The sequence below is a fragment of the Bacteroidia bacterium genome, assembly GCA_041391665.1.
GTDB lineage: Bacteria > Bacteroidota > Bacteroidia > J057 > J057 > JAGQVA01.
This window is the reverse complement of sequence record JAWKNO010000003.1, coordinates 350900-366268: the sequence shown is the minus strand read 5'-3', so window position 1 is coordinate 366268 and position 15369 is coordinate 350900. Positions and strand designations below refer to the sequence as shown.

Sequence of the window (15369 nt, the reverse complement as noted above, 5' to 3'; positions counted from 1 at the left end):
CACCCATGAGCCACACATTCAAAATATAAATCAAACCAATCGTTTGTTAAATTGGCGGAAAAATAACCCTATGGTCAAAGGATTTTATACCATCATGCTACTGATTTTATCCAACAGCTTTATGACTCTGGCGTGGTACGGCCATCTCAAATTTGCGGAGATGAAGTGGTTCAGCAAACTGGGCATTGTCGCTATTGTGCTGATCAGTTGGGGAATCGCTTTGTTTGAATATTGTTTTCAGGTTCCGGCAAACCGGATCGGGTATCAGAACCACGGAGGACCTTTTTCGCTGGTCGAACTGAAAGTCATTCAGGAAGTGATTACACTGGTGGTGTTTGTGATTTTTTCGCTGCTGTTTTTCAAAAATGAAACATTGAAAACCAATCATCTGATCGGATTTGTCTTTCTGGTACTGGCGGTATATTTTATTTTCAGGAAATAGGACTAATTCCCTATTTTACCCCCATGAAAAACCTGCTCTTATCCGCCTTCCTGGCAATCGTTGTTTTTGCCTGCCAGACACCCGAACCGCCCCACCACCTCTATCTCCGCTATAATAAACCTGCGGAAAAGTGGACGGAAGCTCTCCCCATTGGCAATGGCTCACTTGGCGCCATGATTTACGGCAATCCTCTTAAAGAACATATTCAGTTTAACCACGAAACGCTCTGGACAGGCGAACCCCGTAGTTATGCCCACGACAGTGCATTTGCTTACCTCGGGGAGTTGCGCGAACTCCTGTACAAAGGGAAACAGGCAGAAGCCCACGAACTGGCTATGGCACATTTTATGGGTGAGCCCGTCAGGCAAAAAGCCTACCAGCCATTTGGCGATATTTTTATAGAATTTCCGGGGCACGAAAGGTACACGGTTTATCGGCGGGAGTTGAACCTGCGCAAAGCGATTTCAACGGTTTCTTATCAGGTGGGAGATACCACTTTTTCGCGGGAATACTTTGCTTCATTTCCGGCAAAAGTGCTGGTGGGGAAATTTTCTTCAGACAAAAAAGCTGCCATCAGTTTCCGCCTGAATATGGATTCGCCCCATGAAAACCACAGCCTGGCGACGACAGATGACGGGATGATTTTAACTGTGAATGTGACTGATGGCGTACTTACCGGGACTGCCCGTCTGGCGCTCCATATTTCGGGTGGAAATGTACGGTCTGACGAAGGCGGGTGGAATATTTCAGGTGCAGATGAAGTGGTGATGAAGCTATCCACAGCCACTTCCTATGTTCGATACGACGATGTTTCGGGTGATCCGGGCGCAATCACTGAAGAAATCATCAATCAGACACGTAAGCAGAAATATGCATCCTTATTAAAACAGCATATCAATGATTATCAGCACCTTTTCAACCGCTTTGATATCAGTTTTGGGGAAAATGACCGAGTAAATCTCCCCACAGAAGAGCGTCTCAACCAATTCTGGCAGAAGCCCGAAGATCCACAGTTGCTGGCTCTTTATGTTCAATATTCCCGCTATCTGATGATTGCTTCGAGCCGGAGCGGTACACAACCCGCAAATCTTCAGGGAATATGGAATGACCAGATCAAACCGCCATGGGACAGCAAGTGGACAACCAATATCAATACCGAGATGAACTTCTGGCCGGCAGAAGTAACCGGTCTGGCCGATTGCCATGAATCGCTGTTTAAGCTTATCGAAGAATGTGCCGGGACAGGGAAAGTCGTCGCACAAAAACACTACCAGGCCCGTGGATGGGTGCTGCATCACAATACCGATATATGGCGGGGAACAGCCCCGATTAATCACGCCAACCACGGCATATGGGTGACAGGTGGGGCGTGGTTGTGTCAGCATTTGTGGGAACATTATGCTTTTGGTCAGGACGAAGATTTTCTCCGGAAAGCCTATCCGTTGATGAAAGGCGCTGCACAGTTTTTTGTGGACTATCTCACCGAAGACCCGACGACCGGGTTTCTCGTCAGCGGCCCCTCCAATTCTCCCGAAAATGGCGGACTGGTCATGGGCCCATCCATGGATCACCAGATCATCCGCACCCTTTTTCGCAATTGTGTGGAGGCTTCGGCTATTTTGGGAGAAGAAACCGCATTTGCCGATACACTCAGCAGCCTGATCCCTAAAATCGCGCCCAGCCAGATCGGCAAACACGGGCAGTTGCAGGAGTGGATGGCAGATATCGACGATACGGAAAATCACCACCGCCATGTTTCACATCTGTGGGCGGTGCATCCCGGCAGCGAAATCAACTGGCGCGATACGCCCAAACTGCTCGACGCCGCGAGGCAATCGCTGATATTCAGAGGCGATGATGGCACGGGCTGGAGTCTGGCGTGGAAAATCAACTTTTGGGCACGGTTTCTCGATGGCGAACACGCCTACCGCATGATCACCATGTTGCTGGGCCCGGCAGAAAACGAACTCCGCTACACACGCGGCGGCTCATATCCCAACCTGTTTGATGCACATCCCCCGTTTCAGATCGACGGAAATTTTGGAGCGGCGGCAGGGATTACGGAGATGATTTTACAGTCGCACCTGGGCGAGTTGCACCTTCTTCCCGCATTGCCCAAAGCCCTGAGCAGCGGAGCGGTCAGCGGCATTCGCGCCAGAGGCGGATACACCCTCGACATGACATGGGAAAACGGAGAAGTTACCGCCCTGACGATCCATTCCCGAACCAACACCACCTGCAAGATCCGCTATCAGGACAAACTCACAGAGTTACCAGTAAAGGCTGGAAAAAGTTATGTGATGGGGAAGGATTTTGGGATTTAGGGGGAGAGGAACTGGCGGGAATCATAAAGCCGGAGGTCGCCTTACTTTGTCATTCTTTATTCTACATTTTTCATTTGGTATTTCTGTGTAGGGGACTGGCGTGTTTTGCGTGGGTGAATCCATAGATGCGTGGCCGGATAATCTGTTTATTGACAGAAGATAATTACAGACTCAAGTCAGCAAGAAAAAAAGGACAGATATATGATACTTTCCACCAAAATATTTTGGGATGTTGAAGAAATAGCTGCAAATTTATGGGGGAAGGATGGGGCTATCCGGAGAAATAGGAAAATGCCACTTCGGACGATAAGCGGTAACTGGAAGTTTTTGTTTTGGTGTGAGGTTTAGTGCTGACATTGGCGACTAAAATTGAATAGTTGGGTAAATTGAACAAAATCTTCAAATCAGGGTTAAACACAAATAGATGAATTCACCAGATATGCCTTACCAAAGTAAAGATAAATCAGTTGATGATTTTCTTATTACTGAATACCAGTCTGTGCTGGATCGTTCTCTGAAATTTGAAGAAGTAAAAGCAAATCGAATCAACTTTTACCTATTCTTGGTTGGAGCAGTTGTAGCAGGCTTTGGTAGTATAGTTGATATCCCTTTTGTACAATCAAACATTTTTTTTATAGGAATTGGTTTAGCTATATTTTTAGGAATTCTAGGTTGGCAAACCTTAATGCATTCTGTCCAATATTCTATGGCAATTATCTCTCTGTATAGAATTTCGGGGCGAGCAAGGAGGTGGTTTTATGAAAAAAACCCTGATTCACTATTATATTTGGCATTTGAGCCTGCAGACAATAAGCCATCTTTTCTTATGGGGAGTCGTAGCAAAAGTGATCGGGGTTGGAAAATCCAACTCCTCCTTTGGAGAGGGGGAGAACCGATTTTGCTTACAATTAATTCTATTTTGGTTGGGATAGTAGGTTGTTTAATTACAATGTGGTCTTTGAGCTTCACAAACTTTTCATTTAATTTTAAAGGTTTAGCAGGAGTTATTGTTTTGCTAGTTGGTGGAGGGGCCTTTTGGCGATATCAAAGGAAGGTAATTGTAACAATTCTTTCAGAACGAGAAAATAGTTTCAAGAGACGAGAATTCTTTGGATTAAGTGCATCAGATTATGAAACGCTTTTTAATAATGCAAAATCTTATAAAGATGAATCCTTGAATCAAATAAAAGATTCGACTGATTTATCTGATAACTCAGAAAAAGCAAGGTAAACTCGGGAAAAATTCCCATGTTGGATATCCTGCAATGACTCAGATCATCATTGATTGCTTTTCCCCTGACTGAGTTTGTGAGATTAATAGATATGCAGGAGTTGTCCGCAAACAACTATTCCTTGAAACAGAGAAAGCCCACAACAGATATATGATATTTTCCCCCAAAATATTTGGGAGGTTGAAGAAATAGCTGCAAATTTATGGGTGAAGGTATAGACCATCTTACGGAATGAATGATGATCTGTACATGCGGAAGGATACGGAGGTGCGGAGTATGGATCTTGAAGATATTTAGGGGATACTCGCAATATTGCGCATATATAGATGTTGTGCCTCATGCTGACAAAACTAAATTTGAACACTCTCCAATGATTAAGAAGTTTATAAAAATAAATGGCACAGGTAGATTTCTTAATTATTCGCCAGCCACTGTTCCTTCACCACATAGAACAACTGACTTCGAAAAAATAAATTTGATCTATGGTGAAAATGGTAGCGGAAAGACTACTCTTTCAGTTATTTTAAATTCTCTCCGAGGAGTTAATGGAGTTCTAACAAAAAAAAGGTCTTTTGACAGAACAGTTCCTCAAATTGTGGAAGTACTAACCGACCTTTCTCCCAATCCTAGATTAACTTTCAGCAATAGTGTGTGGGATAATAACTATCCAAATATTGAAATATTTGACATTCATTTCATTACAGATAATGTATATACGGGTTTAGAAGTTCAAAATTCTCACAAGAAGAACCTTTTCGAAATAATTTTTGGAAATCAAGGTGTACAACTTAAAAGTGACATTCAAAATATTAAGGATAAGATTCAAGTTGAGCAAAGATCTCTTCAAACGACAACATCTCAGATTGAGTTAGCAATTGAAAGAGCATTTACAGCAGCTGACTATTGTAATCTGCCAACAGACCTAGGTATAGATGGTAAAATTTCTGTCAAACAGGCAGAAATAACTACTGCAAAAAGTTTTCAGGAAATCCAATCCAAAAGTGCCTTATCAAGTGTTCCCTTGATTGCCTTGCCATTTGCTATTGATGCAGCAGTTTCGACAATTGAAAAGGCAATAGACAATATCTCTACAGGATTCTTAGAAGAATTTAATAAACACAAGGAACATCTTGATATAGATGGGGACGAAGAAAAGTGGCTAAAACAAGGTTATGAAGCAATTAAAGATGAAACATGTCCTTTTTGCACCAGACCTTTTGATGAAACCACCAAAATTATTGAAGCATACAATCAATATTTCAATAAAGAATACAATGACATTCTTCAAGAGATTTCATTACTCGTTACCTCCTCATCCAATTATAATATAGAAGCTCTTTTTTTGGCTATTGAAAATAAAATCTCACTCAATCAAAATTTGATTGAGTTTTGGAAAGTTCATCTTGACAACCCACCCATACTAACATCATTATCTCAAGATGCTCAAGACGTAAAAGCTGAATTTGAAAAAATCAAAACATTGATAAATTCAAAATCAAAAAATCCAATTCAATCACGTCCAATTAATGAGTTGACAACATTTGAGATTTTAATAACCGCAATAAATAGCAAAATATCTGATTTTAATTCTGACATCACTACATACAATTCTCGAATTACTGCATTAAAAGCAGGTACCGCACCCAATATTGTTCAACTAGAATCAGATTTAAAAAAGTTGAAAGCAATTAAGAAAAGAGGCGATTCAACAGTTGCAACATTATGTACGGCCTTTGCTACACAATTAACTACAATTGATACTTTAAATACTCAAAAAACCGCGAAACAAAGTCAACTAGACACCTATTCTACAACGGTATTTGCAAACTACGCCACTACAATAAATCGATATTTACAAATCTTCGCTCCATATCTTGAAATAAGAGATTTCGATAGTGGTTATGTAGGAAATAGCCGAGAACCAATGGTGAAATATGCCCTTCATATTAATGGCAATGAAATTAAACATGAGGACAGCCCTACACATCCTTCATTTAGATATTCCTTAAGTGAGGGAGATAAGAATGCTTTAGCATTATCCTTTTTCTTGACAAAACTAGAATCAGATGGTAACATCCAAGATAAAATAATAGTATTTGATGATCCAGTATCGAGTTTCGACTTAAACCGTAAATCCGCAACAATAAATAAGTTAGTAGAATTTGGACAGCAAGGTAAGCAGCTATTTGTCTTTTCACATAATCTAGTTTTTGCGTCTGAATTTTGGAAAAGTGCTAATCAAGTTTCTTGCACTACTCAATGTAGCAGTATTGCTTTCATTGGTAATTCAAGTTGTATAATTGAATACGATATTGATACAGAATCGCTTTCAAGTATATTAAAGGATAGTCTTCGAATCAAGGAATATATTACCAACGGTTGCATAACAGACCAAGACAGACGAAGTATTGCAAGATGTTTACGTCCTGCATTAGAAAGCTACTTTCATCTAAAATTTTTTGACCTTGTGGCTTCTAATGATTGGCTTGGAAACTTTATTGATAAAGTAAGAAATGCAGGAATAACAGACCCATTCTTCCGTCTAAAAAGCTATGTGTCTGATTTAACAGACATAAATAATTATTCAAAGAAGTACCATCACAGGTTTAATGCAAACAACGAATCAGAACCTGTATCTGATGCTGAATTACGTAACTATTGTCAACGCACATTGAACCTAATTCAAGTAATATGATCACATCAGAATAACAAAAAACACGAAGGCCTAATAAGGTCTATAAATTACCCTGCGGGATACGCACCATAGACAAACCGTTATTCTTAAGTAAAGAAATGAAAAATGAACTATGTGATATTATCAAATCAGAAAACTTTTTAGAATATAAAAGGTTAGAAAATAAGTTGTGGAATTACGATGAAAATATAGGATGTGTTTTAGGGGTTTTGGGGTATGTTATTTTTCTGGTAACTTTAATGGTTAAATTTTTTCCTATAGATGATTTTGGAGACTTTTTTTTATATTTAATAATTGTTCATTCCTTTGCTCCTTTCCCAATTTTGTTTTACGGAATTTTCATAGCAATAATCTCATCAACTTATCAAAAAGTTTACAAGTTTCTCAGAAATAGAACTACAACTTTTAAAAGATTCAAGGAGTTAGAATCGACATGTAAGCCGCTCGAAATAGCCTTGAAAAGGCAAATCGAAAGCTATATTAAAAATGAAAGTAGCGAATTATTGCAAAGAACTAAAGATCCATTATTTAGAGAGTCTTCAAAAGCAACATTTATCGAGAACTATTCATTTCTAAAAGAAGTCTATGGGAAGATAGGATACGTTCCTGACTTGTTTCTTTTTTTAGAAAAAAGTAAATCAATAATTAAGGGGTTTTATGTAGAAGAAACTAATGATAATAAATTTGACTTGGAAAAAGAAAATCAAATACTTAATCAAATTAAATCCAGCAAAAACTCTCTTAGAAAGAAACCTAATAAAATTCTTACTCCAATTCATAGAGCAAGAAAGCAAATTATAAAAAATGCCCAAAAGATAACTAAGAGAAAGAATTTGCAAATGAAAGAAAGAAGGATTAGGATTCAACCACAAAAAATAAACTGGGAGGAACTAAATAGACATAAAAATAATATTGGGTTAGTAGGGGAAGAATTGGTCTTGCTAAATGAAAAGAATAAATTAATAGAATTAGAAATGTATGAATATTTACTGAAATTAGAACATGTTTCCAAGACCAAAGGTGATGGGTTAGGATATGATATTATTTCATTTGATGAAGAAGAGAATCAAATTTTCATTGAAGTGAAGGCAACAACTAATAATTTGCTTAGTGATATATTTTTCACAAGCAATGAATTACGACAAATGGATGAATTAGGAGAATATTATTACTTGTATAGAGTTTATGGTTTAGACCTTGAATCCAAAACATGTGAAATTGAAATCTTTAAAGGTGCCGATACCGTCAAAGAATATTTTGAATTTTACACAGAATCGGTTCGAGCAAAAATTAAAAAAGACAAGAAGCCAGGGAAGAACAATGTGTAAATGTTCATGCTAGTGTCCCCTTCCCCTAAGCTGCAACAGGTCTAAAGTAGAAATTCTGCTTTAAATTTTTTTCGACTTCATTGGGGGGTTTGTACCCGATGAAGCTATGGGGGCGAATAGAATTGGGTCTCGTCCTAAAAAAAGTTGCCGCCTTCCGGGTTTCCTGCGCTGTCATAGCGGTCGCCACATTATACCCCACAATCAGAAGTGATTTCTCATCAATCACTCAGATTTCACAACAAAACCGTTCCGTAGTAAAGCCAGGAGTATGTCCTTTCATGATTTCGACCGTTTGGCGCCAGACTTTTTTTCGATCGGAATTTGAAATTGCTCTTCCGCCAGCTTGATCATCTGAAGATACGACTCACTGCGCAACTGTTCCAATTCCAATAACCGTTTTAATGCAGCGACTTCCGCGCTGAGCTCTCTGGCGCTAAGCTCCTGGGCACTTACTTCTTCCGGTTTCTCTTTTTTTCCAGTAGTTTTCATCTATGTTGTTTTTATCCCGCACTTCGTTAGACAGCGATAGTCCGTCATGCTGTCTCCGATTTCATACTGCCGAGAGGCTTCCAACACCGACAGCTTCCCACTTATGATCTTTTTGAGCACTTCGGACTTAAACGTCTCCGAATAATACTGGTTTTTTCTCGATTTTGTTGACGAATCTTATGATTTATTGTGTCACCTATTTTAGGACGAGACCCCTATCAAAAAACCAAACAAACTTATCCAGAGCAGGGTTCGGGAACTAACCCGCATACAAAAAGGTTCCGTCCAGCGAAAAGTTGAGCTCTATGCCGTTGCTGAGGAATACTTCATAGCCATCATCGTCCATCCACACAGCGACCACAGATAGACCTGGGTATTGGGCCGAGAGGTAGGCCGTTACTGGTGCGGGTAACTGGTTTGCAGGCACGAGGGTATAACCCGGGTTGGACTCCACACGAAGGAAGCTTCCATTCTTACTAAAATACACCTCATGGCCGCTGGCAAGCAGCACTTTATATTCATCATCATCCATAAATACAGCTATCAACGGCGTCCCTGGATAGTTACTTGATAAATACTGGCTAATGGCAGGAGGCAAATTGTTTAAGGATACCGAATCGTAATAATCATCTTCCTCATAAATCATGATACCATCCAGGTCAAAGTTGATTTCCCGACCGTTTGACAACCGGATTTCATATCCATCGTTGTCACGCCATGCCCGTTGGATCGTTGCATTGGGATAATTCAAATCGACATACTCAATTATGGTTGAAGGCAAATCCTCTACTTTTACCCGACGGTACATATCCACATCATCCACCCACTTGCAGGAAGCGAACAACAGTGTAAATGAAAAAATGACCAGAATTGATTTGAACGATAGATTTTTCATATGAAGCTTGGTTTGTTGTTTATTTTTTTCAGATACGATAGTAATACTATCATTGTTGCATATATTACTTTCTTTTTTTGATTGTGTTATTCGCTTTTGCAATAGTGATCAGCAAACCGGCTGCTTAGACCAGCCATCAAGGGATTCGGAATACAGGATTCCCTGGATAGATACACATGAGATATATGTATCCACAGCTCTCTTCGGATATGGTATTAAAATTGGGTGAGCAGGACACAGGTTCCGCAGCGCTACTCGTTTCGTTACGGTCCCCAGGAATTGTAACTGACGTTTTTCTTCCTGAATTCGCGCTGGCACGTGTTTATTTTTAGCTATTCCTTTTGATCAGCTATGTAAAACGATCATATAAGAATATCCGGCCACAGACTAAAATAAAACTACTGTGAAAATAGATTGCAAAAACCTACGTTCACGGGAATCTAGATTGCTGCTAAAGTTCCCGGCCTATGTTTCCTTGCTCGCTGCGAATACCGATGGGGGAAATGGATAAATACTGAAAAGCTGGCTGCCATTGAGTTTGCCCATGTTAAAACCTGCTTTGCCCGATCACTCCACTCTGGATATGTGAGAATGTATTTGCCGATCCTACCGTTCCTTTTTCTTTCCACTATCACCCGCTTCTTCCGAATCCACATTTACGCAGACTACATAGGCATTTCCTTCCTCTCCGTCTATCATCACAAGGGTGACCAATGATGGGTTGAGCCAGACGGTATAGGCTTTGAGCAGGAGCTGTTCTCTGCGTTTTCCTGAGTATAACATCATTCTTGGGGAAATTTCGCCCGTCGCCAGGTTTACTTTCCGGTAGAAAATCCTGTCCGGACCGCGAAGATTGTCTTCAGAAGATTCTCTTGTTACAAACCGCATGATTCCTTTTTGCCTGTCAACGCTAAGGTCGAAAAACTGCCCGAGACGGTCAGCTATTTTTGCTGTATGCTGGGAAGTCGGTACGATAATTACCTGACGCACCTGCCCTTCAGGATCGAAGCCGTACATAATGATCTCGCCGATTTCCTGTTCACTCTGGCGGTAAGCCGGATGTTCAACCCCATAAGTTCTTCCTTGGTTGTTCTGATAATGTTGGGTAACCAGCCAGACGCTTTTGTCAGCCATTTCGACAATATCCATAATCATAAAAAGGTCAAACCTTTTGAGCGGGCGCATGCCAAAACTTTTTCTTTGTTTTTCGGCATTCACGAGAAGGGTAGAAGTGATATCCATTTTCCGGGACAGATCTACCGTTCCCGACGCAAAGTCAAAATTGATCACCTGAAACGATTTGATCCCGCGTTGTTTTCCCTTTTCTACTCTGTCTGCGATGGCGATATACAATCTGTCTTCAGATCCTGTGGTGGGAGGGAAACGGGTATAGTAATATTCACGCATTTGGGTACGTCCGGGAAATTTGTCGTAATGGAGTTCGCGTTGCATGTTGGTCTCTTTGTTTCGCTGAAACACATGAAGGGTTTCCGGCTTTTGAAAGGCAGATACATAAACATTTCCATTATTATCTACCTGGCAATCCATGACCGAAAGATGGCGGTCATATAGGGTGATTCTGCCCGAATCAGTTTGATTCATGCTACGGTCATACGTCCTGAATTCTACATATTCAGCATTGCTGACGCGAAAACCTACCCGCTCAGTCATAAGCCAGGGGTCATAAGAAGTGCGCACCCTGCGGTTTGGGTGATCGTTTCGGAAGAGAAATAAAATATAGGAAGCACTGTCTGGCGAAAAATCAAGCCAGATAGATTCGTCAGATTTGGTTTTGGTCTCCCAGAGCAAACGGGTAAAAGAGGCGCTTCCATCTTCGAGACTAAACACCCTTGCCAACACCTGGTGGATGCCTGTGAGGAAACTGTATTTGGTGGAAAGGACAACCACAATGCTGTCTTCGCTGTAAAAATGAATAATTTCTTCTTCCATATCCAGCTTAAACGTAGCGTCCCATTCCTGGTCGAGAAACACATTGTAACGGGTCAGATGTCGTTCGCGGGTAGGGCCTTTTTCCGATTGCCAGAGTTGCACAAAAGACGCTTCCGTAACTTTAATAGAAGGTGTGTGCAGGAGCTGGATCTGTTCGGGTGCATAGGCAGAAAAATCATAAGGATAATACCAGGGATTGTCTGTGGGAAAGTCTTTTAGTTTCAGTTCTCCTACCAGTCCCTGTGCCCGCAAAAGGGGAGAGGAAATCAGAGAAAAAAGGATGGCGATTAGAGATATTTTCAGGATAAATCGTTTCATAAATAGAGGGTTTGACCGCTATACAATAATACCTTTTAAATGAGGGGATTGCAAGTTCATGCAGCACTCCCGGGAAGTAGAAAATCAAAATTGTCTTTCACTACTCAGGAATTCTGTTATCTTTGTATAGGATTGCAATAGAGAATAAATTACATAAAGGATAGCTGTTTTCTTTGCAATTAGTTGTAACTTTGAGCCACACCAAAAAGAATTGAGCTATGATTATGTTAGGTATTATTCCAGGTGGCAGCGAATGGGTTCTGATATTGCTGGCCGTATTGCTGCTGTTTGGTGCGAAAAAAATTCCTGAACTTGCGCGGGGGTTGGGAAAAGGTATTCGCGAATTTAAAGACGCTTCCCGCGAAATCAAGAGAGAAATCGAATCAGAAGTTTCGGCCTCCGACGATCCGAAGCATCTGAACCAGTGATATGAAAGATTATCAGAAGCTTGCTGAAATTCAGCAGGACTTATCTACCGGATTATTGCGGTGCAGTGATCTGGTAGATTTGTATTTAGCCCGGATTGAGTCCTCCCGTGATCTCAATCTTTTTGTAGAGGTTTACGCGCAGGAGGCCCGCGAAAAAGCCGCAGAAATCGACCGTAAAATTGCTGCAGGTACAGCCGGGAAACTGGCCGGCCTGGTTATTGGGATCAAAGATGTGCTCTGCTATAAAGGGCATACGCTTACGGCGGGTTCTGGTGTGTTGAAAGATTTTGAGTCTCAATTTACCGCTACAGCGATCAGTCGCCTGCTTGCCGAAGATGCCATTGTTATTGGCCGGCAAAACTGCGATGAATTTGCAATGGGTTCCTCTACCGAGACGAGTATCTACGGTCCGGCCCATAATCCTATTGATCCTTCCCGGGTGACGGGTGGTTCTTCGGGTGCTTCTGCCGCTTCCGTCCGTGCCAATCTCTGCCATGCTGCGCTTGGCTCTGATACCGGTGGCTCTGTCAGGCAACCTGCTTCTTTTTGCGGGGTCGTAGGGTTAAAACCTACCTACGGGCGGGTAAGCCGCTGGGGGTTGATCGCCTATGCTTCTTCCTTTGACCAGATCGGACCAGTTACCCGTTCGGTGGAAGACGCTGCAAGAATACTCGAAGTGATGGCCGGTAAGGATGAATATGATAATACCTCTTCTTCTGAACCCGTTCCTGCATATACGGAAGCCGTTCTCCCTGAAAATAAAATCCAGCGTGCAACCATTGGCTATATCCGCGAAGCTGTCGAGAGTGAGGGCATGGACCCCGAAATCCGCCAGCGGGTGATGCAGATGCTTGAAGAGCTAAAAGCAAAGGGGCATGTAGTTAAAGCACTCGACTTTCCCTTGCTGGAATACGTTGTGCCTTGTTATTACGTACTGACCACAGCTGAAGCGTCGTCCAACCTCGCCCGCTTTGATGGGGTTCATTATGGCTACCGCTCCGCTCATAGCGCTGACCTAGAAGAGTTGTATGTCAAAAGCCGTACAGAAGGATTTGGACCCGAAGTCAGAAAACGGATTATGCTGGGCGCTTTTGTGCTTTCCTCCGGTTATTATGACGCGTATTACACCAAAGCCATGAAGGTCAGAAGGCTGATCCGCGACAAAACCGAACAACTGTTTGAATCCTGCGATTATATTTTACTTCCTACAGCGCCTACCCCTGCATTTAAGCTGGGCGAAAAAATATCTGACCCTGTAGAAATGTATTTGAGCGATATTTATACCGTACACGCCAATCTGGCTGGTGTGCCTGCTGTATCTGTACCTGCGGGTACGCATAGTAGCGGCCTTCCTTTTGGTGTTCAACTCATGGGCAAAAAGTTTGATGAAGCAGGTTTGCTGAGCTTTGCTTCCCAAATTTATGGCTGATGAATGAATGGATTGTATTTTCTTTCCATTTCAATAACTATTTTAGAGGAAAAATTATCACTTTTTGATATTTTACGGTCCGGCTTATTGCGCTTTATATTTAATAGAACCCAACAACATGAAGTCATCTGTAATTCTGTTAACACTGGTTACTTTTTCTCTCTCCTTATTTTCACAGGTTAGCCCCAACAGGTCCAAACTCCTTCCTGATGATCAACCCGTAAAAAGAGATGCGGGAGTGTCCGAATCTGTCGAAACAGATACGCCTACCAAAGGTTCTAGTTTTCTGGAACTTTCTGGTGAAGACCCTGTTACAGAGCAAATTGACGACCTGAAGCGTGATTATTCATTTTCCAGACCAACCACCAGCACTTACGATACCCTCCTGCTAAATACTCAGGGGTTCCGCGCTGCGGAGGTCCCCGCCTATTCTGCCAGTGCGATCCGTAGCCGGATGTATGAATTGCCGACGATTATTCCGCTGGACTACAATGCCTATGTCCAACGGTATATTGACGTTTATACTGTGAAAAAAAGAGATCAGACAGCGAGAATGATGGGCCTGGCCAAAGTGTATTTCCCCATGTTTGAAGAACAACTCGACCGTGAAGGTTTACCACTGGAATTGAAATATCTGTCGGTTGTGGAAAGCGCTCTTAATCCTCATGCCCGCTCGCGGGTAGGTGCTACGGGACTTTGGCAGTTTATGCTGGGTACAGCCAAAATGTATAACCTGGAAGTAAATTCTTATGTGGACGAGCGTTGCGATCCGTTGAAGTCTACTACAGCTGCCACACAATATCTGAAAAATGCCTACAATGAATTTGGCGACTGGCTGCTGGCAATTGCTTCGTACAATTGCGGAAGTGGAAATGTGCGCAAAGCCATTGCCCGAAGTGGTGGCAAACAAAATTTCTGGGAAATTATGGAATATCTGCCCCGGGAGACGCGGGGCTATGTACCGGCGTTTGTAGCTGCTACTTATTCTTTTGAATTTGCTTCTGAACATAATATTTACCCGATTTATGTCGATTTTGACCTGGGCCAGGATACCATTCATATTACCCGTCTGGATATTACACTTCAGGAAATCGCAGAAATTACCCGTACCGACTATGATGTGCTCAAAAATTTAAACCCTGAGCTAAAGGTTGACCGGATTCCTTATTCATCTCAACCCTATATTTTGAAAGTGCCGGCACAGACAGCGGTTTCTTTTGCCGCAAATGAAAGGCAGATCGCCAGCCAGTATGGCAAACGTAGAGAAAATTTCGCACCGGTAAATCTTACCTATGCCTCGTCTTCTTCTACTGGCAGTGCTCCTTCCCGCAGCTCTGAAGCCTATATCCCTAAAGGTACTTCAGTTGTTTACTATACGGTTCGCTCCGGCGATGTAGTAGGTGCGATTGCCGAAAAATACAATGTCTCCCCCAGCCAGATTGCTGACTGGAATGACCTTCGCCGCTATCGCATCAAAGCCGGCCAAAAACTGAAAATTTATACAAGTAAATCAGTCGCTCAGCAGGCAGGTGCAAGGCAAATTACCCCTTCGCTTGCAGGACCAGTAGCTGCTCCGTCAACATCTATTGCCAGTACAAAGATCGTTACTCACACCGTACGCTCCGGCGAAACCCTGTGGGGAATTGCCAACCAATACGATGGCGTAAATGTTGAAACGATTCTCTCTCTAAACCAGGGAGTCAACGCAAAAAACCTGAAAGCAGGACAGAAGATCAGGGTGCGGTAGGCGAAAGCGATGTGAAAAAACTAAAAAAAATATCTTTCAACTTTGGTAATTCAGAGTTGAAAGATTTTCTTTAACAGCCACACAATACTTCA

11 protein-coding genes are annotated in these 15369 nt (G+C 42.1%); 8 read left to right on the top strand and 3 right to left on the bottom strand.

The window, feature by feature from the left end; translation table 11 throughout:
• The first annotated feature begins 70 nt into the window (after positions 1-70).
• From R3D00_24265 to R3D00_24245, 5 genes are all read left to right on the top strand, one after another.
• Positions 71-442, top strand: a complete 372-nt coding sequence (locus tag R3D00_24265; protein MEZ4776312.1) for a DMT family protein — start codon at positions 71-73, stop codon at positions 440-442.
• Between the two features lie 23 nt (positions 443-465).
• The gene (locus R3D00_24260) at positions 466-2766 is read left to right on the top strand and encodes a glycoside hydrolase family 95 protein (protein ID MEZ4776311.1); all 2301 of its coding nucleotides are present in this window, start codon (positions 466-468) and stop codon (positions 2764-2766) included.
• 424 nt (positions 2767-3190) lie between these two features.
• Positions 3191-3997, top strand: coding sequence for a hypothetical protein (locus R3D00_24255; protein ID MEZ4776310.1), 807 nt, complete (start codon positions 3191-3193; stop codon positions 3995-3997).
• 332 nt (positions 3998-4329) lie between these two features.
• Positions 4330-6693 (top strand): AAA family ATPase, encoded by a 2364-nt coding sequence (locus R3D00_24250; GenBank protein ID MEZ4776309.1) that lies wholly within the window; start codon positions 4330-4332, stop codon positions 6691-6693.
• A 98-nt stretch (positions 6694-6791) separates the two neighbouring features.
• Complete coding sequence (locus R3D00_24245) at positions 6792-8021, top strand: DUF3883 domain-containing protein (protein MEZ4776308.1); 1230 nt, start codon at positions 6792-6794, stop codon at positions 8019-8021.
• A 276-nt stretch (positions 8022-8297) separates the two neighbouring features.
• Here R3D00_24245 and R3D00_24240 read toward each other — a convergent pair whose 3' ends face one another.
• The 3 genes from R3D00_24240 to R3D00_24230 all read right to left on the bottom strand — a co-directional run bounded on the left by R3D00_24240 (position 8298) and on the right by R3D00_24230 (position 11673).
• Entirely contained in the window at positions 8298-8510 is a 213-nt protein-coding gene (locus R3D00_24240) for a hypothetical protein (protein ID MEZ4776307.1), read from the bottom strand.
• 259 nt (positions 8511-8769) lie between these two features.
• A complete protein-coding gene (locus R3D00_24235) occupies positions 8770-9405 on the bottom strand; it encodes a PepSY-like domain-containing protein (protein MEZ4776306.1) in 636 nt (211 codons plus the stop codon).
• Between the two features lie 606 nt (positions 9406-10011).
• Positions 10012-11673 carry a hypothetical protein gene (locus tag R3D00_24230; protein MEZ4776305.1) on the bottom strand — a complete coding sequence of 554 codons (1662 nt, stop codon included), beginning with the start codon at positions 11671-11673 and terminating at the stop codon, positions 10012-10014.
• A gap of 218 nt (positions 11674-11891) precedes the next feature.
• Here R3D00_24230 and tatA point away from each other — a divergent pair, with 218 nt between their 5' ends.
• The 3 genes from tatA to R3D00_24215 all read left to right on the top strand — a co-directional run bounded on the left by tatA (position 11892) and on the right by R3D00_24215 (position 15277).
• Positions 11892-12101 (top strand): twin-arginine translocase TatA/TatE family subunit, encoded by a 210-nt coding sequence (tatA, locus tag R3D00_24225; protein MEZ4776304.1) that lies wholly within the window; start codon positions 11892-11894, stop codon positions 12099-12101.
• 1 nt (position 12102) lies between these two features.
• Positions 12103-13530 carry an Asp-tRNA(Asn)/Glu-tRNA(Gln) amidotransferase subunit GatA gene (gatA, locus tag R3D00_24220; GenBank protein ID MEZ4776303.1) on the top strand — a complete coding sequence of 476 codons (1428 nt, stop codon included), beginning with the start codon at positions 12103-12105 and terminating at the stop codon, positions 13528-13530.
• A 118-nt stretch (positions 13531-13648) separates the two neighbouring features.
• Entirely contained in the window at positions 13649-15277 is a 1629-nt protein-coding gene (locus R3D00_24215) for a LysM peptidoglycan-binding domain-containing protein (protein MEZ4776302.1), read from the top strand.
• Positions 15278-15369 lie beyond the last annotated feature (92 nt).

Coding starts and splice junctions, on each gene's coding strand:
- R3D00_24255 (MEZ4776310.1), top strand. CDS start 3,191: ATGAATTCACCAGATATGCCTTACCAAAGTAAAGATAAATCAGTTGAT.
- tatA (MEZ4776304.1), top strand. CDS start 11,892: ATGATTATGTTAGGTATTATTCCAGGTGGCAGCGAATGGGTTCTGATA.
- R3D00_24260 (MEZ4776311.1), top strand. CDS start 466: ATGAAAAACCTGCTCTTATCCGCCTTCCTGGCAATCGTTGTTTTTGCC.
- R3D00_24245 (MEZ4776308.1), top strand. CDS start 6,792: ATGAAAAATGAACTATGTGATATTATCAAATCAGAAAACTTTTTAGAA.
- gatA (MEZ4776303.1), top strand. CDS start 12,103: ATGAAAGATTATCAGAAGCTTGCTGAAATTCAGCAGGACTTATCTACC.
- R3D00_24235 (MEZ4776306.1), bottom strand. CDS start 9,405: ATGAAAAATCTATCGTTCAAATCAATTCTGGTCATTTTTTCATTTACA.
- R3D00_24230 (MEZ4776305.1), bottom strand. CDS start 11,673: ATGAAACGATTTATCCTGAAAATATCTCTAATCGCCATCCTTTTTTCT.
- R3D00_24240 (MEZ4776307.1), bottom strand. CDS start 8,510: ATGAAAACTACTGGAAAAAAAGAGAAACCGGAAGAAGTAAGTGCCCAG.
- R3D00_24215 (MEZ4776302.1), top strand. CDS start 13,649: ATGAAGTCATCTGTAATTCTGTTAACACTGGTTACTTTTTCTCTCTCC.
- R3D00_24265 (MEZ4776312.1), top strand. CDS start 71: ATGGTCAAAGGATTTTATACCATCATGCTACTGATTTTATCCAACAGC.